The organism is Rhodopirellula sp. P2 (assembly GCF_028768465.1).
Lineage (GTDB): Bacteria > Planctomycetota > Planctomycetia > Pirellulales > Pirellulaceae > Rhodopirellula.
Window position 1 is genome coordinate 1,012,343 of the sequence record NZ_CP118225.1, and the last position, 24,344, is coordinate 1,036,686.

General features: G+C 56.1%; 15 protein-coding genes. 10 read left to right on the forward strand and 5 right to left on the reverse strand.

From position 1 onward, the window contains the following. Window positions 1–69: 69 nt before the first annotated feature. The 3 genes from PSR62_RS03525 to PSR62_RS03535 form a co-directional block, all read right to left on the reverse strand. Entirely contained in the window at window positions 70–525 is a 456-nt protein-coding gene (locus PSR62_RS03525; RefSeq protein ID WP_274406447.1) for a hypothetical protein, read from the reverse strand. 23 nt (window positions 526–548) lie between these two features. Continuing rightward, entirely contained in the window at window positions 549–1,508 is a 960-nt protein-coding gene (locus PSR62_RS03530; protein ID WP_443217354.1) for a DUF1559 family PulG-like putative transporter, read from the reverse strand. A gap of 674 nt (window positions 1,509–2,182) precedes the next feature. Continuing rightward, window positions 2,183–3,079 carry a fumarylacetoacetate hydrolase family protein gene (locus PSR62_RS03535; protein WP_274406449.1) on the reverse strand — a complete coding sequence of 299 codons (897 nt, stop codon included), beginning with the start codon at window positions 3,077–3,079 and terminating at the stop codon, window positions 2,183–2,185. Window positions 3,080–3,338: 259 nt separating this feature from the next. Here PSR62_RS03535 and PSR62_RS03540 point away from each other — a divergent pair, with 259 nt between their 5' ends. Then, window positions 3,339–4,157, forward strand: coding sequence for a sugar phosphate isomerase/epimerase family protein (locus PSR62_RS03540; protein ID WP_047816454.1), 819 nt, complete (start codon window positions 3,339–3,341; stop codon window positions 4,155–4,157). A gap of 71 nt (window positions 4,158–4,228) precedes the next feature. Here PSR62_RS03540 and hemQ read toward each other — a convergent pair whose 3' ends face one another. Together hemQ and PSR62_RS03550 are read right to left on the reverse strand one after the other, a co-directional pair. Next, window positions 4,229–5,122, reverse strand: a complete 894-nt coding sequence (gene hemQ / locus PSR62_RS03545; RefSeq protein WP_274406451.1) for a hydrogen peroxide-dependent heme synthase — start codon at window positions 5,120–5,122, stop codon at window positions 4,229–4,231. A 118-nt stretch (window positions 5,123–5,240) separates the two neighbouring features. Next, window positions 5,241–5,975: a hypothetical protein gene (locus PSR62_RS03550; RefSeq protein WP_274406452.1), complete on the reverse strand. Its 735-nt coding sequence runs from the start codon at window positions 5,973–5,975 to the stop codon at window positions 5,241–5,243. 326 nt (window positions 5,976–6,301) lie between these two features. Between PSR62_RS03550 and PSR62_RS03555 the strand changes: the two genes are divergently transcribed. From PSR62_RS03555 to PSR62_RS03595, 9 genes are all read left to right on the forward strand, one after another. Next, window positions 6,302–8,344 (forward strand): ABC transporter ATP-binding protein, encoded by a 2,043-nt coding sequence (locus PSR62_RS03555; RefSeq protein ID WP_274406453.1) that lies wholly within the window; start codon window positions 6,302–6,304, stop codon window positions 8,342–8,344. 231 nt (window positions 8,345–8,575) lie between these two features. Beyond that, the gene (locus tag PSR62_RS03560) at window positions 8,576–10,630 is read left to right on the forward strand and encodes a S46 family peptidase (RefSeq protein ID WP_274408325.1); all 2,055 of its coding nucleotides are present in this window, start codon (window positions 8,576–8,578) and stop codon (window positions 10,628–10,630) included. A 355-nt stretch (window positions 10,631–10,985) separates the two neighbouring features. Beyond that, window positions 10,986–11,573 (forward strand): sigma-70 family RNA polymerase sigma factor, encoded by a 588-nt coding sequence (locus PSR62_RS03565; RefSeq protein ID WP_274406454.1) that lies wholly within the window; start codon window positions 10,986–10,988, stop codon window positions 11,571–11,573. After that, entirely contained in the window at window positions 11,570–13,285 is a 1,716-nt protein-coding gene (locus PSR62_RS03570) for a FecR domain-containing protein (protein WP_274406455.1), read from the forward strand. Before PSR62_RS03565 ends, PSR62_RS03570 begins: the two co-directional genes overlap by 4 nt. A 2-nt stretch (window positions 13,286–13,287) precedes the next feature. Beyond that, window positions 13,288–16,488: a DUF1553 domain-containing protein gene (locus PSR62_RS03575; RefSeq protein WP_274406456.1), complete on the forward strand. Its 3,201-nt coding sequence runs from the start codon at window positions 13,288–13,290 to the stop codon at window positions 16,486–16,488. After that, entirely contained in the window at window positions 16,478–17,914 is a 1,437-nt protein-coding gene (locus tag PSR62_RS03580) for a DUF1501 domain-containing protein (protein WP_274406457.1), read from the forward strand. Before PSR62_RS03575 ends, PSR62_RS03580 begins: the two co-directional genes overlap by 11 nt. Continuing rightward, a complete protein-coding gene (locus PSR62_RS03585) occupies window positions 17,911–21,597 on the forward strand; it encodes a DUF1553 domain-containing protein (RefSeq protein ID WP_274406458.1) in 3,687 nt (1,228 codons plus the stop codon). Before PSR62_RS03580 ends, PSR62_RS03585 begins: the two co-directional genes overlap by 4 nt. A 186-nt stretch (window positions 21,598–21,783) precedes the next feature. Continuing rightward, a complete protein-coding gene (locus PSR62_RS03590; RefSeq protein ID WP_274406459.1) occupies window positions 21,784–23,073 on the forward strand; it encodes a DUF1501 domain-containing protein in 1,290 nt (429 codons plus the stop codon). Window positions 23,074–23,224: 151 nt separating this feature from the next. After that, window positions 23,225–24,178, forward strand: a complete 954-nt coding sequence (locus PSR62_RS03595; RefSeq protein WP_274406460.1) for a dihydrodipicolinate synthase family protein — start codon at window positions 23,225–23,227, stop codon at window positions 24,176–24,178. The last annotated feature ends 166 nt before the right edge of the window (window positions 24,179–24,344 follow it).

The window sequence follows — 24,344 nt, forward strand, 5'->3', positions numbered from 1 at the left end:
TCGGTGGGGCGACTGGACAGTTGGCTGGGATGACGCGGCCGATATCGGCATGCATCGTTGTCCACGTTCTCAACGCTTGGTCAATTCGAACGTCAACGGTTGGACGTTGGCTGCGTCAATCGTTGCTTTCAGTTGACCGGTGCTTCGATAGCGAGCCGGAATGGTTCGAGAGTTCAGTGGATCTCGATCACCGTTCTGCATGGCAGCCACCGCTTCATTCATTTCAGGTTCCAAGGGAGTGACAATCACGTGATATTCACCCGGCGAGGGACCGTTGGTCGAATCAAAAGCGAAGCGTCCCTCTGAAATCATGGTAACGCTGTCGTGAAGCCCCGGTTCGGTTTTGACGGGCGTGAACCGGATCATCGCACTGGGCAGCGGTTTGCCACCGAGTGTGACTTCGCCTGAGATGGCCACGTGTTCTGATTCAGGTGCCTGAGAACAACCAGCGGACAGAATCACGATCCATGCAACGCTGAACGCCCAAAGTGGTTTCAGCCGATTTGTGATTGTTCGAACTGACATGGAAACATCTGCACGTCGCATGATCACGGAGCTTCCTCGACCACTTCATGACCGTTGCGGGTGGCCAACGCGTTCAGCAATTCGCGATCAAGAGACTCGGACGTGAAGCGAACACTGCCATCACCAAACAGAAAGTACACACCGCCTTCGTGCATGCTTTGGAATCCGCCATTGTTCGCCGCGTTGTGAACGTTGAGTTCCTTCTGGCTGGTGCCCAGTGAAACCTTCGGGTAGCCAAGCACCCAACGAGCGGTTCCCCATTTCACCGTTCCTGCAACACTGGCGGGACTGGTCCACAGGTAGTCCGCCATGTCATAGGTCGTTTCGCCATAGGCGATGGTGTTGCTGCTGCCATCAATCAAGTCTCGAAAACCGGTGGCAGGATTGTCGTATCCGTAGGCGGTCCAGTTCAAACCAAACATCCCATCGGCTTTGGGCATGTAAGCGGCGGTGCCTTCGCACGCGAGGTAGCTCGATGGTCCACCGGTCTCGTTCAGATCGGCGTCTGGAACACTTCGAGGCAGAACCATCGACGGGCACAGATAGGTTGCGATCGTTTGTGCTGCGACTTCTTGGTTGATGGGATCAGAGTAGGAGCGACTGAAATCAAACTGTTGGTAGGTGTTGGCCTCTTCCAAAAACGGCAGGGCAGCCGTCAAAGGGCCCAAGAAATTGCTCAGCCGTGAACCTTCGGGGAACTTTTGGAAGGTGCCGTGGTAGTTGTGAAGAGCCAGCCCAATCTGCTTGAGGTTGTTGCTGCAGCTCATTCGGCGAGCGGCGGCACGGGCGGATTGGACGGCGGGCAACAACAATCCGACCAGCACACCGATGATGGCGATCACCACCAACAGTTCGACCAACGTGAAGGCTCGTCGGTCGCGACGAAGTGGGTTCGATCGGTTGGAGGTTGCCGGCGAGAATTTGGCGGCAACGACGGAAGTCGGAACGAAAGCAAGGGCGCAGAAGCGCGCAGAAAGGGGCATGGTTTTCTCCAGCCAAGAAGTCACAGAACGGGAAACGTCCCCAAAGCGGGACGGATCGAGCGTGGCTGGCTAGAGAGCGAGAAGCTCGTCGCTTGCTGCGTCGTCGATGCTGATATTGCGAATCAGTTGCAATAATTATGCTTGTTCTGACGGTTGTTGCAACCGCATTGGGAGAGAAAAATGCTTCGAACCCGCCAGTAGAAGGGTTTTCGGGTGTTTTTGCAGTCCTTTTGGGTGGTTCTTACCGGGGTGGGCCGGCACGGTGCTGCATTCATGCACGACCCCTCCCGGGAAACGTCGATTTCATCAGCGACTCAGTCGAGAGTGCTGAGCCGCCGTAGACCGAATGAAGGAGGCTTTGCGACGCACCTCCGGCAGTGACATGCTTGGCAAGGTCCGCCGTTCGGCTGCAGCGGCGGCGAGGCGGTTTGATCCGGATTGACGAAGTGGTTCGGCTTCAAGATTCCTTGTTCCCAGGCTCTGACTGGGAACACACTGTCTTGGAGGCTCCGCCTCCCGATTCTGTCTCAGCAGGCGGAGCCGGCAGTGCATTGCGTTCCCAGGCAGAGCCTGGGAACGAGAAAAGTGGTTCAACTGATAAGTCTCATGTTACCGAGCATTTCTCATCGATCTCCCAGAGGGAGGGTGATGAAAATTCCCGCGTCCCTTCGACGTCAAGCTTCGGCTTGGCAGGTGTTTTCCAAGCGGCCGATGCCATCGATTTCCACGACGCAGCGATCCCCCGGTGCCAAGTAGCGAGGTGGTGTTCGGGCGTCACCGACTCCCGAAGGGGTGCCTGTGAAGATCAGGTCGCCGGGTTTCAAAGTCATGAACTTCGACAGGTGAGCGATCAGCGCCGGGATGTCGAAGATCAGCTGATCCGTTTTGCTTTCTTGCAGAGTTTCGCCGTTGAGATGCAAGCGAATCGGGAGATTCCCTGGGTCCGAGATTTCATTGGCGGTGACCACGGCAGGGCCCAGAGGGGCGAACGTGTCGAAGGATTTGCCCACCAGCCATTGGCCGCCGGGACGGCCCTTTTGCCAATCTCGCGAAGACACGTCGTGGCCGACCGCGTACCCGAAGACCACGTCCATCGCCTCGCTGGCATCCACGTGGCGGGCGGTTTTGCCGATGACCACCACCAATTCGGCTTCGTAGTCGACTTTGTCACTGATCTTGGGCAGCATAATGTCTTGGCCATGCCCAACCAGCGCGGAATTGAATTTGCTGAACACGACCGGCAACGATGGCTTCTCAGCTCCCGTTTCAATCGCGTGATCGAGGTAGTTCAAACCGATGCACAGAATCTTTTCTGGGCAGGGGACTGGCGGCAGCATTTGCTCCGGGGCGTCGATCCATTGAGATTCATCGGGGGTGGGCAGCTGATCGAAGTCCGCTTGGGCAAGCGAAAAGAGTGTGTTTCCTTGCAGCCATTTTTGTTCGATTTCCGCACCCAGCAAATCGCCAACGGGGCAAACTTTGGGGCGAGGAGCCAATTGGGTTTCGGGTTCCTTTCGAATCGCCAAACGTGTGGCACCGGAAGAATCAACGTAACGACAAAAAGCAACCATGAGGAAACCAATCGAAGTGGCAAGGAGGTGGGGAAGCGGACACGCGAAATCAAAACAAACGCTCGAACGGAAAGTCCATTTGCAAGCAAATCCGTTCATTTGCAAGCAATACCATAGCGAGCCACTCAATTGTTGGGGGAAGCCTGCAGAGACCAAAACGAATCTTTACACTGCGACCACGCGTCGGCATACTCCGATGCCCACGCCCGCTTGGGAACTCAAGCCGGGCGAGTTCGATCCTCCTCTTTTCCCACCGTCTATGAACACCTTGGCGATCAACCAATTGTCGACTCTTCGATGGGAATTCGAGCAAGATGCTCAAGCGTATTCCGACCGAGGTTTCGAAGGCATTGGCTTGTTTCGACCGAAGCTCGATGACCTGGGAATCGATCGAGCGGTGGAGCTATTGGCCGAAACCAATTTGCAAGTCACCTCGCTCAGTTGGGTCGGTGGGTTCACCGGCAGCGACGGCCGCGGATTCGATGATGCGGTTCGCGACGCGATGGGTGCGGTCCGCGACGCAGCGGAACTGCGAGCCGAAACGTTGATCGTTTTGGCGGGTGGTCGAAACAACCACATTCGCAAACACGCCCGGCGAACGCTCTGTGACGCGTTGTCTCACCTGGCCATCATCGCCGAGGAATTTGGCGTGAAGCTTTCACTGGAACCCATCCACGCCGGTTGCGGTGTGGAATGGTCGTTCGTCAACGACTTGGAATCGACCCTCGAGATTCTCGATATCGTCGACAGTTCCAATCTGGGAATCGTGCTGGACACCTACCACGTTGGGATGGATGACCGGGTGCTGGACATGTTGCCTCACGTCGTTCCGTTCATGCATTTGATGCAATTGGGCGACGGTCGCCACAGTCCACTCGGCGAGATGAATCGTTGCTTGCTGGGCGAAGGCTGCGTGCCGATTCAGTCATTGGTTCACCGAGTCTTGGAACTGGGATACTCAGGACCGATCGAAGTGGAGTTGATTGGCGAAGACGTCGAACCGCTCAGCTACGAATCCGTGCTCGATCACACACGCTCGTATCTGGACCAAAACATTGGTCCTGTGAAATCAACGTGATCCCAACCACAGAAGTGCTCTCGCACTTCCGTTAAGAATTGTTGGTCGACAACGCTGCCAGGTACTCTGGATCAGACCAAACGGCAGTGATTCAGAATCGCGTTCGCATCGGCTTTGTAGCCGACGTAGAACGGACCGAACTCGGCGTACTTGGCGCTCGCTTGGTCGAATCGCATCTTGTAGACGATGTCTTTGAGATACTGAGGGTTGCGACCCCACAAGGTCACCATCCATTCCCAGTCATCCAGTCCCACGCCGACTGAGATCAATTGGCTGACCTTGCCCGCGAAAGCCATTCCGCTTTGGGCGTGTTCGGCCATCATTTGGTTGCGAACACTGAACGGTTCCATGAACCAGTTGGCACCCGGGACTCGGCTCTTGTTCATCGGATAGAAACAAGCTGATGGCCAATCTGGGATCTCAGGCTGCAGACGATTGCGGTTCATCATCGGCAAACGTCGCTCGTACGCAGCCACTTTCGCGGCCAACTCCGGTGAGTCCGGTGCGTTGCCTTCTTTGATCAATCGTCGACGATACTCTTCGATCGAAGGAACGTATTCGCTCACTTCGCTGACCGAGACGAATGACCAAGCCGGCTCAATCAAGCGGCCAATGCCCGGTGCCATGATCGATTGATGAATGCCATCCACTTTGGCTGGATCGGGATCCATCACCATGACGCCGAAATCACAATCGTGACCGCTGATCCAGTACGTCGCCAAACGTTCCGGGACCGCATCGCCGGTGGGGTGGAGCGCCGCCAGGAACTGCTCGCGATGATTGGGTGCGATCGCACCGTCAAACATTTCGCGGCGAAAACGATAGAAGTAGTGACCGCAGTGCCAACCTTCTTCTGGAATCACGCTGGGCTCGGGCAGGGGAGCGTGTCCGGGTCGGCCAACTCCTGGAGGAGGACCGCCAGCGGAGGAAGCGGGCGGGCGCGACGGCGATGGATCAGATGTCATGGTGGTCGATCGAGTGGGTATTTTTGGTGGACGTCGACACGATGCGAAGGGTCCTGGATCAGGACCAGCCATCGTCGAGCCACTCATTGTAGATCTCGGTCGTTGATTTTGCAGCGCGTTATCGCAGCGACCACTGCAAAGATCGATCGTTGTATCCGTGTTGTCGGGACCAGTGCCGTTTGCCTTCTGCACCGAAATAACCATACGAATAGGGTGTTTTCCAGCGTGGCTGAACCGTCGCAGCGGGGATCGCCGGGCGAGCCTGCGGGTTTTTGACCCAGTGTTCGCCCAGACCCAAGCGGCCAGGACCTTTCGCGCCCGGGTCATTTTCAACGCCGGGGGGATGGGTCAATGGAGCGACGGCCGCGGCGGCTTTTTGATGAGCATGCTGCCAATGCGGGTGCAGCGGTCCCGCGTTTTGCTGGTGAGGACTCCCCCCTACAGAATGTCCGGCAGCCGCGTGCGGGTGGTGATTCCCAGCCGAACCGTGATGCCGAGGGACATTTTGCTGACCGGGGGCCTGAATGATCACATGAGGAACCTGTGCCGGTGCACCCATTTCGAGCGATCCCGACCAGTAGTCCTCCATCCCGGCGGAGGGGATTCCGGGGCCGCTGGAGGGGACTCCATCGACGTAAGTGCTGGAAGACACGATGATTTCACCGCTTTGAAGTGGCAATTGAACCGGCGGGGGCAACTGGGCCCACGCCGAAGACGCCGTGATCACAACCAATCCGAGAAACAGCAGCGCTGTCCGTCCGCACGGCCCGGGCACCACGTGTCGGCCCAACGTGGATGGATTCGTGGCAGGAAGATTCCTGCCGAAAACTCGGCGAATCGGGGTGTTCAACATGGATGGCGATCGAGGGGAGGAACCGATGGGCGGGAACAGGGCGTTCCGCGTGCGTTCGGAATGCGAGAGGTCAGCATCCCCCTTTGCGAAAACACGTGGATTCAAACGATTCCGCTACCAAAGTCGAACTCTCGGTCACAAGATGCGAATCACCCTGGCGAGAAAAACGAGCGACTTGGTACAAGCGATTTTTGGTGGCCACGTGCTCATCGTTGCTGATGCTCTTCATTGGCAGTGCGGGTGGTCGCCAGTGCCCTCCGTTGCCATGTGGCCTTGGTAGTCATGTGCACAGCCGAACCCATTCCCCGCTCGCTTGATTTACTTCCATGAAGAGTTTTCGCCGAGTTCTGCAGTTGTCGCTGCGACGTCGCATGTCCTTGTTGGGGATTTTGTTGTCGTCGTTGGTGATTGCAGCTTTGTGGGGCGCGAATATCGGCACGCTGTACCCGATGGTGGAAGTCGTTTTCAAAGGCGACGATTTACCCTCGTACGTCGAGGAACGACTGGCCAATTCGCGAGTCAGAGCGGAAGAACAACGCGTGCAAATTGCACAGTTGGAGACCGAGCTGGCCGAGCTGCAGCAACAGGAAAAAACGGCAACCGGTGCCGACGCCAAGGCTTCGTTGCAACAACAAATCAACACCACCACATTCGAAATTTCTTCGGCTGAGTTGTCACAGACGGCGTCTGCAAAAACAGCGGATTGGTTGTTGTGGATTCAGCCTTGGGTTGACCAAGCTGCTCCTCGAGGAGCGTTCCCGACACTGGTTTTCATCGTCGCGATGTTGGTTGGCGGAACGGCCATCAAATTGGTCGCGTTGACGATCAACCTGATGCTCGTTCAGTACGTCGCTGAAGGCACGGTGATGGAACTGCGAGAAAAGTACTTCCGCAAATCCTTGCACCTGGACCTCGATCACTTTGGACAAAACGGCTCAGCCAACCTGACCAGTCGTTTGACCAACGACGTCGCTCACATTGCCGTGGGGGTCAGCACCTTGCTGGGACGGCTGATCCGGGAACCGCTGAAGATGGCGGTTTGTTTGTTCGGAGCCGCCACGGTTTGTTGGCGTTTGTTGTTGTTGGTGATGATTGTTTCGCCGTTGATGGCGTTTGTGATGCAACATCTCAGCCGCGCGATTCGCCGCGCCAGCCGCCGAGCGATGGAAGAGATGAGCAGCCTTTATGGGATGCTCAACGATGCCTTTGGTGGCATTCACGTCGTCAAATCATTCAACACACAAGCCTACGAACGAGCCCGCTTTCGTACTCGGGTGCAGGCCTACTTTCGCCGCTCGATGAAGGTGGCGTTGTACAACACACTCGCTCGCAGCAGCAGCGAATTGCTAGGTTTGACGATGGTCGGACTGGCGATTTTGGCCGGCGGGTACTTGGTCATCAACCAACAAACCCACTTGCTGGGCATTCGCATGAGCGTTCAACCGCTGGATGTCGGTCAGGTGCTGTTGTTCTTTGCCATGCTGATCGGTGCTTCGGATCCAGCCCGTAAATTGTCGGATGTTTGGACCTCGCTGCAGCGTGGCATCGCCGCCTCGAATCGCGTTTATGAGATCATCGACGAACCCATTCGTGTCACCGAGCCCACCAGCCCGGTTCACTTGGATCGACCGCACAACACGATCCAATTCAAAGGCGTGCACTTCCAATACCCCTCGGGACCGATGGTCTTGCGTGGCATCAACCTGACGATCCCACATGGCGAAACGATCGCGTTGATTGGACCCAACGGTTGCGGGAAAAGCACGTTGATCAATTTGCTTTGTCGTTTTGATGATCCGCACGAAGGCGAAGTCTGTTTCGACGATGTTGCGATCAACCGCTTGGCCACCCGCGATCTGCGACGACGCATTGCGTTGGTCAATCAACGAACGGTGTTGTTTGACGACACGATCGAAAACAACATTCGCTATGGCAGTCCCAGCGCGGACGCTCACGATGTGGTTCGGGCCGCCAAACTGGCCTTTGCCGATGACTTCATTCGCCGGAAAACACCCGACGGCTATCAAACCTCGCTCGGATCTGGCGGCGTGCGACTGTCCGGTGGCCAAATGCAGCGGATCGCACTGGCTCGAGCCTTCCTGCGGGATCCGGACATTTTGATTTTGGACGAAGCGACCAGCCAAATTGATATCGAGAGTGAACAACTCATTCACCGCGCCCTGGAAACGTTCCTGGAAAACCGGACGGGAATCATGATCACTCACCGGGCCAGCACGCTTGCGATGGCTGACCGGGTTGCGGTGCTGGACATGGGCCAAGTCGCCGATGTCGGAACGCATCATCAATTGCTTGCTAGCAATTCATTCTATCGCAGCCTCTGTCACAGCGATCTGACCGACGCGGCGTGATGCTGCGTCAAAGCGACGAATGATGGTTTTGGCCGTAGCGGAACTCATCAAGACTTTCGGCAATTCAGGGTGCAAATCGAAACTCTTGACGAGTTCCGCTACCCGGAAACTGAGTTCTGACGCAGCACTCGATCGGCATCGACCGGTTGCATGCGACCGTCCCAACGGCTGAACTAGAGACTCAGGATTCTATCCCCTTGTGTTTTTGGTTTCTCCATCATGTTTGCACACGTGCGCCGTTGGTTCTTGTCGGGAAGTTGCATGGTTTTCGCGTTAGCTGGAATGTCCAGCGATTCACATGCTGATGAAGGCATGTATTTGTTCAACGATGTTCCTCGCGAATTGCTGCGAGACCGGCATCAGTTCGAACCCTCTGATGAATGGCTGAAACACCTGCAGCTGTCGTCGGTGCGATTCAACTCAGGCGGTTCTGGATCGTTCGTGTCCTCCAATGGTTTGGTGCTGACCAACCATCACGTCGCCAGTGACACGCTGGCGAAGCTCAGTTCCAAAGAGCGAAACCTGATCGACGATGGGTTCCTTGCAAAGAGTTTTGCCGAGGAACTCAAGGCACCTGATTTGGAACTCAATCAACTGATCTCGATCGAGGACGTGACCGAGCGAGTCAACCAGCAGATCACCGAGGCGGCAGACGCCGAAGAAGCTGCCAAACAACGGCGGGCTGTGATCGCGACGATCGAAAAAGAATCGCTCGATGAAACCGGTTTGCGAAGTGATGTGGTGACACTGTTCGGCGGAGCGAAGTACCACCTTTATCGCTACAAGAAGTACACGGACGTTCGATTGGTGTGGGCTCCTGAAACCGCGGCGGCATTCTTCGGTGGGGATGCAGATAACTTCGAGTACCCGCGTTACAACCTCGACGCGACGCTGATGCGAGTCTACGAGGATGGGGAACCAGCCAAGCTCGAACACTTCCTGCAGTGGAATGAACAACCTGCCCAAGCCGGCGACCTCGTTTTCGTCAGTGGGCACCCCGGGCGAACGCAGCGGATCTTCACCGTCGAGGCTCTCGAGTACCTGCGTGACGAACGCTTGCCACACGTGTTGGACTTACTGCGTCGCAAAGAGGTGCTGCTTCAGCAGTACCGATTGGAAAGCAAAGAAGCCGCCCGTCGCGGACGCGATGAGTTGTTCGGGATCCAAAACGCTCGCAAGGCTTACTCAGGCATGTTGGCGGGACTGCAAGACCCGCAAACGTTTGTGTCCAAACGAGGCCGCCAGGATCGGCTGCTGACGGAACTGGCAAACTCGCCGGAACACTCCGGGCTGGCCGACGCTTGGAAAGAAATCGCGGAAGTGCAATCGGAGAAGGCTGAGTTGCTTGACCGCTCGGTTTCGCTTCGCAGTGAGCTTTTTCAACTCGCTCTTCGCATTCTGATTCTGTCTGAAGAAGACCGCAAACCCAACGAAGAACGACTGCCGGGTTACACCGATTCGGGGCGAGAATCATTGATGGCTCAGATCCTTTCGCCAGCACCGATCTACGATGATTTGGAAATGGTGAAATTGGCCGATGAGATTGCCTTGCTGCTGGAAAGCCGCGGCATGAACGATGCGGTTGTGCGAGAAGTCTTGGCCGGTCGTTCGCCCAAACAGATCGCCAGCGAACTGGTGAGCGAGACGAAGATCAAAGACGTGGAGACGCGAAAAGCATTGCTTGACGGTGGGTTGGATGCGGTCCTGGCTTCGGAGGATCCGATGATCCGGTTGGCCCGAGTGATCGCACCCGAGTATCGCCGGATCAATGAGATCAGCGAACAACTCGGCGAACGCGAAAAGCAAGCTTATGCGGAGATCACCCAAGCGACGACGGCGATCGAAGGAACGGGTGGGTATCCCGATGCGACCTTCACATTGCGTTTGGCGTTCGGGGTTGTGTCCGGGTACGAAGAACGAGGTGAGACGGTCCATCCCACGACGAACTTTGCAGGTGCTTTCACGCATGCGAAGGAGCACGAAGGACAAGAAGACTTTGACCTTCCCAAATCCTGGATGACTGCCAAAGACAACATTGATTTGGACACCCAGCTCAACTTTGTCTGCACCGCCGACATCATTGGTGGCAACAGTGGCTCACCCGTGGTGGATCGCGACGGGGCGTTGGTGGGACTGATTTTCGATGGCAACATTCAAAGTCTGACCAGTGACTATCTTTACACCGATGTACAGAGTCGAGCGGTGAGTGTGTCGGGCGTGGCCATTCCGGAAGCCCTGCGTTCGATCTACCAAGCCAATGCCTTGGCAGATCAGCTCGGCAACTGAGACAACTTGGTAAGCAAGTAGGCCCGTCGTGCAGTTTTGAAGTGCCGTGCCAGTAACACGTTGAGAACCCCGCCCGACGAAGTTGGGAGGGGTCGGAAAGCGAGCGTTCAGCGAGCTTTCCGGGGGAGCGGCAATGTGCATCGATGTCTCTGCTCGCGTCCGCCTGAACGGCGTCGCTCTCCCCAAACTGTGTTTCAGGAGAGGTTGTTGTTGCATCGAGACCGCCAAAACGTTGCCGAGTGAATTCTGTGGTGTGGGAGCACAGAAAACTCAGCGAGAGCGGGCATTTTTATGAAAACATGGTGATTGCAGGTAACCTGGTCCAATCTGCTGCCATGTTCTTCATGAGATGACCATGAACTCTTTCCCCGACGATCGGCGAGTGACAGATGCTTTGCGACGTATTTTACGTGGCGAGACAGCTGAATTCGAGGTCGTTCTGCGCCGCTATGAGCAGCCGTTGCGGGCTTGGCTCGCGGCGCACGTGCCGCTGGGGATCGACGTGGATGAAATCGCCCAACGCAGCTTTGTGGCCGCGTTTTCGCGCTTGGAAGAGTTCGAGTTGGGGACTGATTTCGGGGCATGGTTGTTCACCATTGCACGCTACCAGCTGATGACAGAGAAGACGCGATTGCGACGAATCGCGGATTATCATGCTCGCTACGGCCCGGAGTTGCTGCAGCGAGAACTGGATCGCCGTTGCCAACAGTCCCCCGAGATCTGGTCGACAAAAATCGAACACTTGGAGCGGTGCGTGGAATCGTTGGGTGAACACCTTGGTCGCTTTTTAAAGTGGCGTTACGACGAAGAAATCCCGCTTCAGGAAATGGCCGATCGCAGCGGACGGTCCGTGCCTGCGGTCAAGAAACAACTCTGGAAGATCCGGGGAAAGTTGCAAGAGTGCATGGATGCAAGGCTCGCGAGCGAAGGAGGTTCGTCGTGAACGACCAGGAACGTTTTGCTGATTTGTGGACCGACTACCTCGAAGGTGAGTTGGACGAACGTGGGCTGAAAGAGCTGCATGAATTGCTCGCCAGTGACGAACGGTTTGTGCAGCGTGCTGCCGACTTGTTGCAAACACATCGATTGCTTGGCCTGGTGGTGGCGGACTCGCCGCCGCAACGGGATGCGTTTGTCCGAGAGACGCTGGCTCAATTGCCGGAAAGCCAGGATGAGTTTGTCGCTCAGGTGATGTCGCAGGTGGGAGCTCGTCAAACCGACGTGGAACCAGCCGGCAAAACGTCACCAAGGAGTCGTCCGGTTGCCTCCCACTTTGCTGTGGTGGTGGCTGCGTTGATCCTTGTTGTTGGCTCGTTGTTTGTCTTCCAGCCAAAGGGTCAAGCTCCCGTGACTGTTCAAGGGAAGTATCCCCCTGTCACAACGGTGGGCGTGCGTCACGCTCGGCTCGCCAGCAGTTCGCATGCGAAGTTCTTTGGTGAGCTGTCACCGCCGGTCAATGCCGTGCTCCCACCGTATCGAGAATACGTCCTGATGAGCGGTTTGATTGAAGTTTTGTTTCCGACCGGTGCCTCGGCAATTTTAGAAGGACCAGCGGTCTTTCATGTTTCGTCCGATGAGAGCTTGGATCTGAGTGTTGGTCGCTGTTCGGTTCATGTGCCCGAAGGGGCAGAGGGTTTTCACGTCAACACGCCAGTCACCCGTGTGGTGGATCGAGGGACTCGATTTTCGGTGAACGTCGACGAAATGAGTGAGACGGAAGTGCAAGTGATCGAAGGCGCTGCTGATATCTACGACGTTGAGCGAGTGGTCGACGCTTCCGATTCAGGCTCTCCCAATGCCATTGAATTGTTGGAACGATTGGCGGGCGGAGAAGCCAAAAAATACGTGTCCGCAGGTCTTGTTGCGACCGAGCAGGTCCCCTTCCGGGCGACTTCCTACCGCAGCCAATTGCCTGACCGCGTCGTTTCGTATGAGACAACCTTCGCTGTGGACGGAGGAGCCGAACACTTGACCAGCGTGACCGTCCAACGTGGCGGCAAAGTCAATCGGTTTCCGGTGGACTCATTGATTCCTGCGCGACTGACTTGGTTCCAAGCGACCGAGCCTCGACCGTTTTTGTGTGGTGAGCCGACGTACCCATCGTCCCGAGTGGAAGCGTTGTTGGACGAAAGCCTCGTCACGGGAGTGATCAATCCCGATGGGAGTGTCGATCCACTGACAACCGATCCCGTTCTCGAAGGTGATTCCGGAACGCCCGGGATGGCAATTCGTTTTGACCAACCGGTCGTGAATGGTCCCGGAGCGGATGTGCTGGTGTTCGATTTGCAAACGTTCGGCAACCCGCTTGATGGCGATGCATTTCACATCAGCCCGCTGAAGTTTCGCGAAGGACTGAAGTCCTACACGATTCGAAAGTATGACCTGACGATGGAATCGCCTGAAGCAAAAGTGTTGACAGATTTCCATGTCCACTTTTTTGCGGAACCTGCGAAGTCACTTGCGGAACTCAATTCGCTTAAGATGACACCGCGACAACAAAGCAATAAGTTTCGTGGTCTGGCCGTTGGGATTGATCTCTCTGACTTGGGATATGCAAGCGGTGAGACAATCGAAGGACTCTTTATTCAGGACGCGCTCGACGACAGTCACTTTGTCGACCCTGTCTTCATCGCTGGCCTGCCAGAGGAAGAATGAAAATGCAATTTTCCGGACAACGTCATCTTCGATCGACCAGCAACTTGATGCGTCTGCTCGCTGGATTGGAATGGTCAGCCGTTCTTGTCGCAGTGATGTTCCTGGCGTGGGAACTTCCAGTCGCTGCCGGGGAACCGTCGATCGCAACACGGGATCAGTTCGAACAACACGTTCGGCCGATGCTGCTGTCCAATTGCATCAAATGTCATGATGACAACAAACAAGAGGGTGGCCTGAACCTGACCACCCTGGAAGGTCTGCTGCGCGGAGGCGACACCGGGCCGGCAATCGTTCCCGGGAATCCTGAGGAAAGCTTGCTGCTCGAGGCACTGCGTTACGAATCGTTCGAAATGCCTCCCAGCGGTCCGCTTGAAGATTCGATGGTGGAGGGCATTGCCGCCTGGGTGGCCGCTGGGGCTGACTGGCCGAACGGTCTGCAGCTGAAGAAAATCTCAAAGATCGACGAGCACGATCGCGACTGGTGGTGCTTTCAACCCGTGGGGGATCCGTCCGTTCCCGAAGTGGACGACAAGGGTTGGTGCCGCAACGAAATCGATCACTTTGTCTTTCGACGTTTATCTCAAGACAACGTCCAACCTGCTTCGGAAGCCGAACCCCAAAAGCTTGCCCGGCGTGTTCACTTTTCACTCACAGGATTGCCTCCTGATGATGAAACAGCCTGGTTGATACAGAGTGAGGAAGGTTGGTACGACACGCTTGTCGATCAATTGTTGGAAGGTTCTGCCTACGGAGAGAATCAGGCGAGGTACTGGTTGGATCTTGTTCGGTACGCCGATTCGGACGGATACAACGCGGATCACTCTCGTCCAGAGGCCCACCATTATCGCGACTATGTGATTCGTTCGTTCAACGAAGACAAGTCGTATGATCGGTTTGTGATGGAGCAACTTGCGGGGGATGAAGTTGATCCGGGGAACAAAGATGCCCTGATCGGCACGATGTTCTTGCGACACTGGATTTACGAATACAACCAACGGGATGTCGAGGGGCAATGGGCGCAAATCCTCAATGACGTCACCGAAACGACCGCCGATGTGTTCCTTGCACAAGGTCTTAAATGCGCCCGCTGCCACGATCACAAGTTTGATCCATTGTTGCAGCGAGACTACTACGCTCTTCGATCGTTCTTTACACCACTGCTTCCTCGCGAAGATCAGCCAATTGGTGATGTTGAAACTCGCGCCAAACACTTTGAACAACAAAAGGTTTGGGAAGAAGCGACCGCGGACATTCGCCAACGCCTGTACGAAATCGAAAGGCTCGTGCTGCTCCAAAAAGCGGGAGGGCAGGGGTTCAAGATGTTCACGAAGGAACTCCAAGCTCTCGCGGCCAGTCGACGTCACGAAATCACTCCTTACGAGTACCAGATTGTGTCGTTGATGATGCGTCAATTGGTTTTGAACCCTGAAAAGCTGCCCGAATGGTTGGATGGGGAGCAGGAAGTTGAACGTCAAAAGCGACTGAAAGAGCTGGCCGAATTCGATCACTTGAAGCCGGAACCGCTTCCGACCATGAAGTTCGTCGCCAGCGATGTCGGGCCGGAGGCACCCCCAACATTCATTCCTGATTTGAATGATGACAGTCCCATTGAGCCTGCCTTCCCAATCGTTCTGGAAGACGAACCGCCACAGATTCAACCTCCTCATGAAGCACTGCAATCAACCGGGCGACGAACTGCCTTGGCCAACTGGATCGCTTGCGAAGACAATCCTGTGACGGCCCGCGTGATGGTCAATCGCGTTTGGCAACAACACTTCGGCCGCGGCCTGGTAGAAAACACCAGTGACTTTGGACATCTCGGAACGCCTCCCTCGCACCCGGAACTGCTCGATTGGTTGGCCCGTCGCTTCATGGATGACGGTTGGAGCTTGAAAAAACTGCATCGATTGATCCTGACGTCAGCGACCTACCGTCAATCCTCCGAGCGGCCGATGGACGATCAACTGGCGACGCTTGACCCACAGAACGTCCTTCTTTGGCGGCAAAATCCACGGCGACTCTTCGGGGAGGAAATTCACGATTGTCTGATGACGGCGAGCGGTGAAATGGGGCCGGGGAAACGAGCGATCTACAAGAATGTCAAACGCAACGCCTTGGACCCACTGTTGGCCGTGTTTGATTTTCCGGACCGGGTTGAGAGTCGAGGCAAGCGACATCGAACGACCACGTCGCCCCAATCCTTGCTGATGATGAACAACCCGTGGATGCACGATCGTTCCAAGAACCTTCTGAAGAATGCAGGTTCGATGAGTCTCGATTCGCTGGTGGAGGAAGTCTATCAGCGTCTCTACTTCCGAAAACCGAGTCCGGAAGAATTGGCATTGGCCTCCGCGTTTGTGGAGTCTTACGAAGCCAATGTGAAGATCTCTGAACCACCGAGTTTGCTTGCGTCGATGCCGAGCGGTGAGTCCGCGATCCAGCTCAATCCGAAGAAACCGGTGTCCATTCAGGTGTCGCCGATTGAAGAGTTGCTCGATCCGGACACCACGGGTGACTTGACCATCGAGGCCACCGTGATGTTGGACTCGCTGTACCCGGACGCTTCGGTTCGAACGATCATCACGGGCTGGTCAGGCAACAACTCCCAACGCGGTTGGTCGCTCGGGGTGACCTCCACCAAGAGTGGGTATCAACCTCGCAATTTGATTTTGCAATTGGTCGGTTCACGCACTGACCAGGACAGCAAACCAGAATACGAAGTGATCGCGTCCAATCTGCGGCTGGAATTGAATCGACCGTACTACATCGCAGTGTCAATTGATCTGGACGACCCTTCGAAAGAAGGCATCACGTTCTATCTGAAGGACCTGTCGAAACCAGATGCCAAACCCGAAGTAGCCCATGTCGCTCACAAAGCTCGTTGGAAGGTGCAAGCCAATCGAGCGATTGAGATTGGTGGTCGTTCAACCCATCACCTTTGGGATGGGTTGATTCAAAATGTTCGTTTGCATCAGCGAGTACTCAGCCAAGACGACTTGTTCGGCGAACAGCGGAATTCGTCGCAGCTGTTGTTTGATATCGAGTTCACAGACGTCGAAAAATTGGGTCAGGATCAATCAGGGCAACAGCACCATGCCTTGGTGACCGATCGAGAAATGGCCTCGGCTTCTCCTGCGATGCAAGCCCGCATTGCACTGATGCACGCACTCCTTTGCTCCAATGAGGTGATTTATGTCGATTGATCCAGAGAGCCGCGATCTTGTCTCTCGTCGAGAAATGCTCTTGCAGGGCGGAGGGGGTTTCGGGGCCTTGGCTTTGGCTGGTTTGTTACAAGCTGACGAGGCAAAGGCGGCAACGCCGACGGTGGAATCACCGCTGGCTTCCAAGTTGACGCATCACCCCGGCAAGGCGAAGAGCGTGATCTTCCTGTTCATGGATGGTGGCCCCAGCCATCTGGACACCTTTGATCCCAAACCGGATCTCGACAAGTTGGCCGGGAAGCCGATTCCAGAAAGCTTTGGCCGCGTGATCACCGCGATGGGCGAATTCGACTCTCCGATCATGCCGACGCAGCGCAAGTGGAAACAGCACGGGGAAGGTGGGCTGTGGATCTCCGATTGGCTGCCTCACACCGCGAAGATGGCCGACGAACTTGCTGTGATTCGCTCGTGTTGGACCAATGGGATCAACCACTCCGGCGGCATCTGTCAGATGAACACGGGGACTCAGTTCGCCGGTCGACCATCGCTGGGCAGCTGGGTGACCTACGGTCTTGGCACGGAAAACGAAAACCTGCCTGCCTTTGTTGTGATGCAAGAAGGCAAAGGTCGTGTGATCAATGGTGCCCGAAACTGGGGTGCTGGATTCATGCCGGCGGTCTATCAAGGAACCACGATGCAGCGAGAAGGGCCTGCCTTCTCAAATCTGGTTCCACCACAGCATGTCATGCCGGCTCAGCAGCGAAAGGAACTCGATTTCCTTTCGCAACTGAATCGACGGCACGCCGAATCGCGGCAGGACAACACGGATCTCGACGCCCGTATCCGCAGTTTCGAACTCGCATTCAAAATGCAGGCGCATGCTCCGGAGGCCGTGGACTTGTCACAAGAGACTGCCGAGACACAAAAAATGTACGGCATGGATGATAAAAAAACAGAAGCCTATGGACGCAATCTGTTGATGGCACGTCGACTCGTTGAACGAGGTGTTCGATTCGTGCAGTGCTATCACGGAGCGGGCAGCAAATGGGATGCTCACTCGGACATGGAAGGGAACCACACCAGGATGTGTGGTGGCATGGATTTGCCCGTCGCAGGATTGCTGCGAGATCTCAAGCAACGCGGTTTGTTGGACCAAACGCTGGTCGTTTGGGGAGGCGAATTTGGTCGGACTCCCATGAGCGAAAAAGGTGACGGTCGTGATCACAATCCAACTGGATTCACGATGTGGATGGCCGGTGGTGGAGTCAACGGTGGGCAAGCCTACGGAACGACGGACTCCTTGGGACTGCATGCAGTCGAAGATCGCCTGCATGTTCATGACATTCATTCCACCATCCTGCACCTGATGGGCGTGGACCACAAGAAGCTGGTTTACATGCACAAGGGACGCCCCGAACGGATTGATCAAAACGAAGGCCGGGCCTACACGGAGATTGCATCCACATGAAATTTGCCACGCCAATATTTTTTGTCGTGTTCGCTTTGATCGTGGCGAGCCCATCGCAGGCCCAGACGGACCTTGGAACGCGTGCGGTCACACGCTGGGATTTCGGAACCGAAGCGACAGCTCCGTTGACCCTGCACGGGAACATCATGCGTGATCAGGCTGGCCCTCGTCCGCCTGAATTCCCTGAGATGGCAGCCAACAACACGGCTGTCAAACTCGATGCCGGAGCGTATCTGTCGGTTTCCGATCCCGGGCCCAAAAGCGATTTCGATTTCCAGAACGGTGACGCAATCACGCTGGAAGCCTGGGTCAACCCGAGCGACATTCGCGACGGCCAGCCGCAATACGTCATGGGAAAAGGCCGCACAGGTTCGCCGAAATTTGCCCGCGATAATCAGAACTGGGCGTTTCGAATCATGGGCAAGGAGGGGGAGGCGCGTGTCAACTTTCTGTTTGCGACCAAGCTCACGGGCAATGGTCAGCACTGGCATCGCTGGACCTCCAAAGCCGGTTTCCCGGTTTCCACGGGATGGCACCACATCGCCGTCACCTATGAATTTGGAAAACCAGAAACGATCCGCGGTTGGGTCAATGGGCAGCCGACCGATGGCACCTGGGACATGGGCGGACCGACCCACGAAACGCCCGTGGTGGATGATGACGAAGTGCGTATCGGCGAACGCTTCTCGGGCATGTTGGACGCGGTCGCGATCCACCGCACCGTTTTGGATGACAAAACATTGGCCGCCCGCTTCAACCGCGTGGGAAAAGAACGTGTGGTGAGGCTGGCCCCCGAAGCGATGCCCGATCTCGGAGAGATCCCGGAAGGCCAGGTCTTGTTCCAGATCAGTGAACACATGCCGGCGGGAAATCGTTGGTTGCACGAGAGTGAATCGTGGCCAACAGAGACGACTCGCTGGTGGGGCGATTCGTTCTTACTTTCGCGAATTCCGGTCCGATACGATGACTGGGGGATTCGTTCGAGTTGGAACGCACCGATGTTGCTTCGCATCGCAGGAGACGTTGAACTTCCCGCGGGCAAACACCGAATTCTGATGCGTGACCGTTCACTCGGTCGATTGTGGATCGATGGCGCATTGGTCGCTCGCACCAAAACCGTTCGCAGTCGCGGTGGGAATTTGGAACCGATCGTGCCGGTCCCGGATCCGCTGGTCCCCCACGCTCGACTGCTGCCGTTCCCGCAACAGGAAGCGTTCACGGAATTTGAAGTCAAAGCGGATTCTTCCAGCGACACAAAACGTGTGCGAGTCGTCCTGGAACTGCTGGTTGGTGGCAATGGCGATCGAACGGAATCGGGTGAGGTTTGCGTGGCGATGCAGCCATCCGGTGAAGGACCGCTGTATGTGCTCAAGCCAGATGCTTCATCACCTTTGGAGTTAACCGACGCGGCGGTTGAACCGGAACTTCGTCGGTTCGAAGCTGCGCTGGTCGCTTTCGAAGATGCCACGCGTCGCGAAGCTGCCAAGTCACAAAATGCGTTTTGGGAACAACGGCACCAAATCGCTAAGAAGGCTGTCCAAGAAAAACTGTCTCCCGGTGAGAGTTCCGATGGGCACCCCGTCGATCAATTCATCGCTGACAAAATCGCTCGCGCACTCGACCAAGCGGCCGAGATCGATGAGGACACAACGGAGCACTTTCATCGTCATGTTCTGCCGATCCTTTCTGAGCAGTGTTTTCGTTGTCATGGTGAGAAGGCACAGGGCGGTTTGCGTTTGAATTCTCGCGAGCATGCACTCTCGATGGGTGATTCGGAAATGGCTGCGGTGGTTCCGGGTGATCCGGACGCCAGTGAGATGATGGTGCGAATTCACTCCGGTGACATGCCACCAACCGAAACGGGTTTGTCTGACGAGGAGATTGCGACGTTGGAGAACTGGATCGAAGGCGGAGCCGTTTGGCCTCATCCTCCGATCCCTTCCGAAGCGATCGCGGATGCTCCCGTCGGTGACGACGCAGCGTTCCTGCGACGTGTCTATCTCGACACGGTCGGAACCGTACCGACCGAAGCGGAGGCTCGCGAATTTCTGGACTGCGATGATCCTGAGAAGCGAGCGGACTTGATTGATCAACTCTTGCACGACGAGCGTTACGCCGACAATTGGGTGAGTTTGTGGCTGGATTTGTTGGCTGAGAACCCCACCCTGCTGAATCAGTCACTCAACTCAACCGGACCGTTTCGTTGGTTCTTGTATGAGTCACTGCGAGATGGCAAACCGCTGGATCAAATGGTGACGGAGTTGATCCTGATGCGAGGAAGCTCACGCGAGGGAGGAAGTGCGGGCTTTGGATTGGCGGGTGAGAACGATTCACCGATGGCCGCGAAAGGTCACGTTGTGGCGTCGGCATTCCTCGGCATTGAACTGCAATGCGCTCGCTGTCATGACTCACCGTATCACAGCACCTCGCAGGAAGACTTGTATTCACTGGCCGCGATGTTGAATCGCAAACAGCTCACACCGCCGAAAACGAGCCGTGTTCCCGATGCATTCTTTGAAGGCATTGGCCGTGAGTCATTGATTCAGGTGACTTTGAAACCAGGTCAACAGGTTCAACCGAAATGGCCCTTCGCCTCGTTCACCGGGGTGGAAGATGGTCCACATATCGACGCCCTCGTTCGCGACCCAAAAGACTCACGCGAACGTTTGGCGGCGTTGGTGACTTCCCCGCAGAATCACCGTTTTCCTCAAGTGGTCGTCAACCATCTTTGGAATCGCCTGATGGGGGCTGGCATCGTCCAGCCTGTCAATGATTGGGAAGGCAAAACGCCCAGCCATCCGGAACTGCTGGCTTGGTTGGCCGATGAGTTGGTTGCCAACCACTATGATGTGCGGCATGTCTTGCAGTTGATCATGACCTCCCAGACCTATCAGCGGGAAGCCATTGGTCAGAACCAATTGGCCTCGGCGGAGCAACGATTCTTCAACGCTCCCGATCCAAGACGATTGACGGCGGAACAGGTCGTTGACTCATTGTTCACCGCAACCGGCAGTGAAATCGATACCGGAGAGTTGACATTCACACATGACGGGGCGGAGCCCATGACGACCAGATTGACACTTGGATTTCCTCGTCGTGCCTGGATGTTTGCCGGACTGAATAACGAACGCGACCGACCCAGTCTCGCGTTGCCACGTGCTCAGCCGATCGCCGATGTTCTGGAAGCGTTTGGATGGACCGGTACGAGACAGCAACCGATTGCCGATCGTGAGTCCGATCCCAATTTGCTGCAACCTGGTATCCTCGCCAACGGCACGTTGTCGATGACTCTGACACGAGCGGCCCATCAGAGTGAATTGGCGCGGTTGGCAATGGACGCGAAATCGCCCGAAGCGTTATTGGATTCGTTGTTCCTTCGATTCTTCGCTCGCTATCCGAGTTCACAAGAAAAGTCGGATCTCTTGCCGGTGTTAGCGTCTCGATTCAAGGAACGCGAAATGCCAGCTGATCAAGTGCAGCCTCCGCCTGTGGACAGCCCGTTGCCAGTCTCCACCTGGACGAATCACTTGGTTCCCGAAGCGAATGAAATTCAAAAGGAATGGCAACGTCGGGTCATTCGTGGTCCCGCCCCGGATCCAAAACTCCGGCCAGAGTGGCGGGAGGTTTATGAAGACATCGTTTGGAGTCTGGTGAACGATCGTCAGTTTGTCTGGATCCCCTGACGACAGAACGCAACCCGCATCGGCCTGTTGATTGAGTGACCCGGCGCGTGAGCGAGGAATTCGATGGGGTCCCTCGCTCACGCGTCGGGTTATGATATTCATGTCAACACTCAATCGACAGAACGTAACGTGTCGGGTCACTCAAGTAGAAAACAACTCCCCACCAATCCTTCCCCAGGATGAAACATGAGTAATTCCACGCGACGACAGTTTCTTGCCAGCAGTGTCGCTGCCGCCGGCGCCGTCAGTCTGCCTCGAATCGCGACCGCGCATGGTTCGGCGGAACGATTGCAAGGGAAAGCCGAGCATGTGATTTCGATCTGGCTCGGGGGCGGAATGGGCCAGATTGATACGTTCGATCCCAAGGCCAAGGGAGACCCCAAAGCGAAAAGACCCGGAGGCTACTACGATCTGATCGACACTGCCGTCGAAGGGGTTCAGGTTTGTGAGCACCTCTCACAAACGGCCAAAGTGATGGACCGCGTCACAGCGGTTCGGACCGTGAATCACGATGTCATTGATGAGCACGCCGCCGCAACGAACCGGATGCACACCGGTCGCGCGATCAGTGGCACGGTCACCTATCCTTCGCTGGGATCCTTGGTGGCGCATGAGCGGGGTCCCGTCAACGAAGACGCACCTCCCTACGTGCTGATCGGCTATCCCAATGTGACTCGTGGTCCTGGTTTTCTGGGCTCGAAACATGGTTACCTGTACCTCACTGAAACCGGACGTGCCCCCGCTGGCTTGTCACGTCCCGATGGCATTTCCAATGACCGTCAAACACGCCGCGAGCAGTTCCTTGCCACGCTGAAAAACAGTCGAGGGGACAGCAAAATCTCGAAGTTCTTGGACTATGAGTCGGCGATTGAACAGAGCATGAAGTTGAGTGGTCCAGACTTCACACGCGTCTTTCAGCTTGATGGCGAGCCGGATGACCTGCGGAACCGCTATGGGGGTGAGTTCGGTCAACGCTGTTTGTTGAGTCGTCGGCTGGTTGAGAGTGGTGTGCGGTTCATCGAAGTCAGCCACAACCTGAATTTTTTGAATGGAGCGGGTTGGGATGTCCACAACAGTGGAATCGTCAATCAACACAAGCTGATCCAGGAGCTGGACACCGCTGTTTCAACTTTGATCATGGACCTCGAAGCCAAGAAGTTGCTCGACAAGACGTTGATTGTGATCACGTCCGAATTCGGTCGTCCACCGGAGTTTGACAGTGGTGGAGGTCGCGGTCACCAAGGTTCCGCCTTCAGTTGTGTGCTTGCGGGCGGTGGGTTGGCTCACTGTGGTGCTTATGGTGAAACCGATCATCTTGCCAAGAAGATTGTCTCCCAACCGGTCGGCGTTCCCGACTTCTTCGCCACGATTTGTGCTGCCGTTGGAATTGATTACAGCAAGAATCTCTACGCCGGTGACCGACCGGTTCCATTGACCGATCAGGGCCAACCGATCCGCGAATTGTTCGCGTCCTGATAGAGCACCGCGAACGTTGTGACAATCGACCCGCGACGAACCCGGATGGACTGGATGTTCGATCAGCCGGTGGCACGCGATCTGAACCCTGTCTGACAGGAGACGGCAGATTTCGGCGAGACAAAACAGTAGGCCCTCAAGAGCAACTTCGATGCAATTTGATCCCACAGGCGTCATTCCTGCTTGTTTGATGCCGTTCGATTCCGATCTGGAAATCGACGAACCTGCCTATCGCCGTCACCTGAGCGATCTGGCCGGCGTCGAGGGAATCACCGCCATCACGGTCAACGGACACGCTGCCGAGGTTCACGCTCTGAGCTTCGCTGAGCAGCAACGCGGCATTGAGATCGCGCACGATGAACTTGCTGGAAAGCTGCCGTTGGTCGCCGGCATTCATACCGGCAACACCCGTGAAGCGGCTTCCCTGGCCAAGATGGCCTCCGCCGCCGGAGCGGCAGCACTGCTGGTGTTTCCCTCCGAGGTGCTGACCTTGGGCGGCCAGCAGAAACCGGAATGTGCCCGAGCCCACTTGAATGCGATCGCCGAGTCGACCGAGCTGCCCTTGATTTTGTTTCAGTACCCCATTTCGGGAGGGCTTGGCTATCCGCTGGACAACCTGCTCCAGCTCTGCAGCGAATTCCCTTCGATCCGGGCGATCAAGGATTGGTGCAACGATCCCGCTCTGCACGAGCGTCACATTCGCGAATTGCACGCCTTGGACCGTCCGGTGAAGGTGCTTTCCACGCACAGCATGTGGTTGCTCAGTTCCCTGGTGCTGGGTTGTGACGGATTGCTGTCGGGCGCCGGCAGCGTCATCGCCAATCTGCAAGTCGCCCTGTTCCAAGCCGTGCAGAGGAACGACCTGCAAGCAGCCCGCTCCATCAACGATCGGATTTACCCAACCGTCCGTGCCTTTTACTCGGATCCTTTGCTCGACATGCACAACCGCATGAAGGAGGCGCTCGTGTTGCTGGGACGACTCGATGCCGCCCATGTGCGACCCCCGCTGATGAAACTCAAGCCATCTGAAACGGAGCGGATCGGCTCGCTCCTGGCCGAGGCCGGGATCACTCCTTCCACGATCTACCAAAACGAAATTTCCTAGCAGCCTGTTGATTGATACGTTTCGCAGATTTAGCGATCAGCCGATGGGTGTTCGCCCACGGTCACCTCAGACGAACCGGACGCTATCGCGTTCCGACTGACTAAACCGGAACGCAGATGTCATCGGGTATGTGAGCCGCTTGGCGTTCGCCACGGTTCCCGCACTC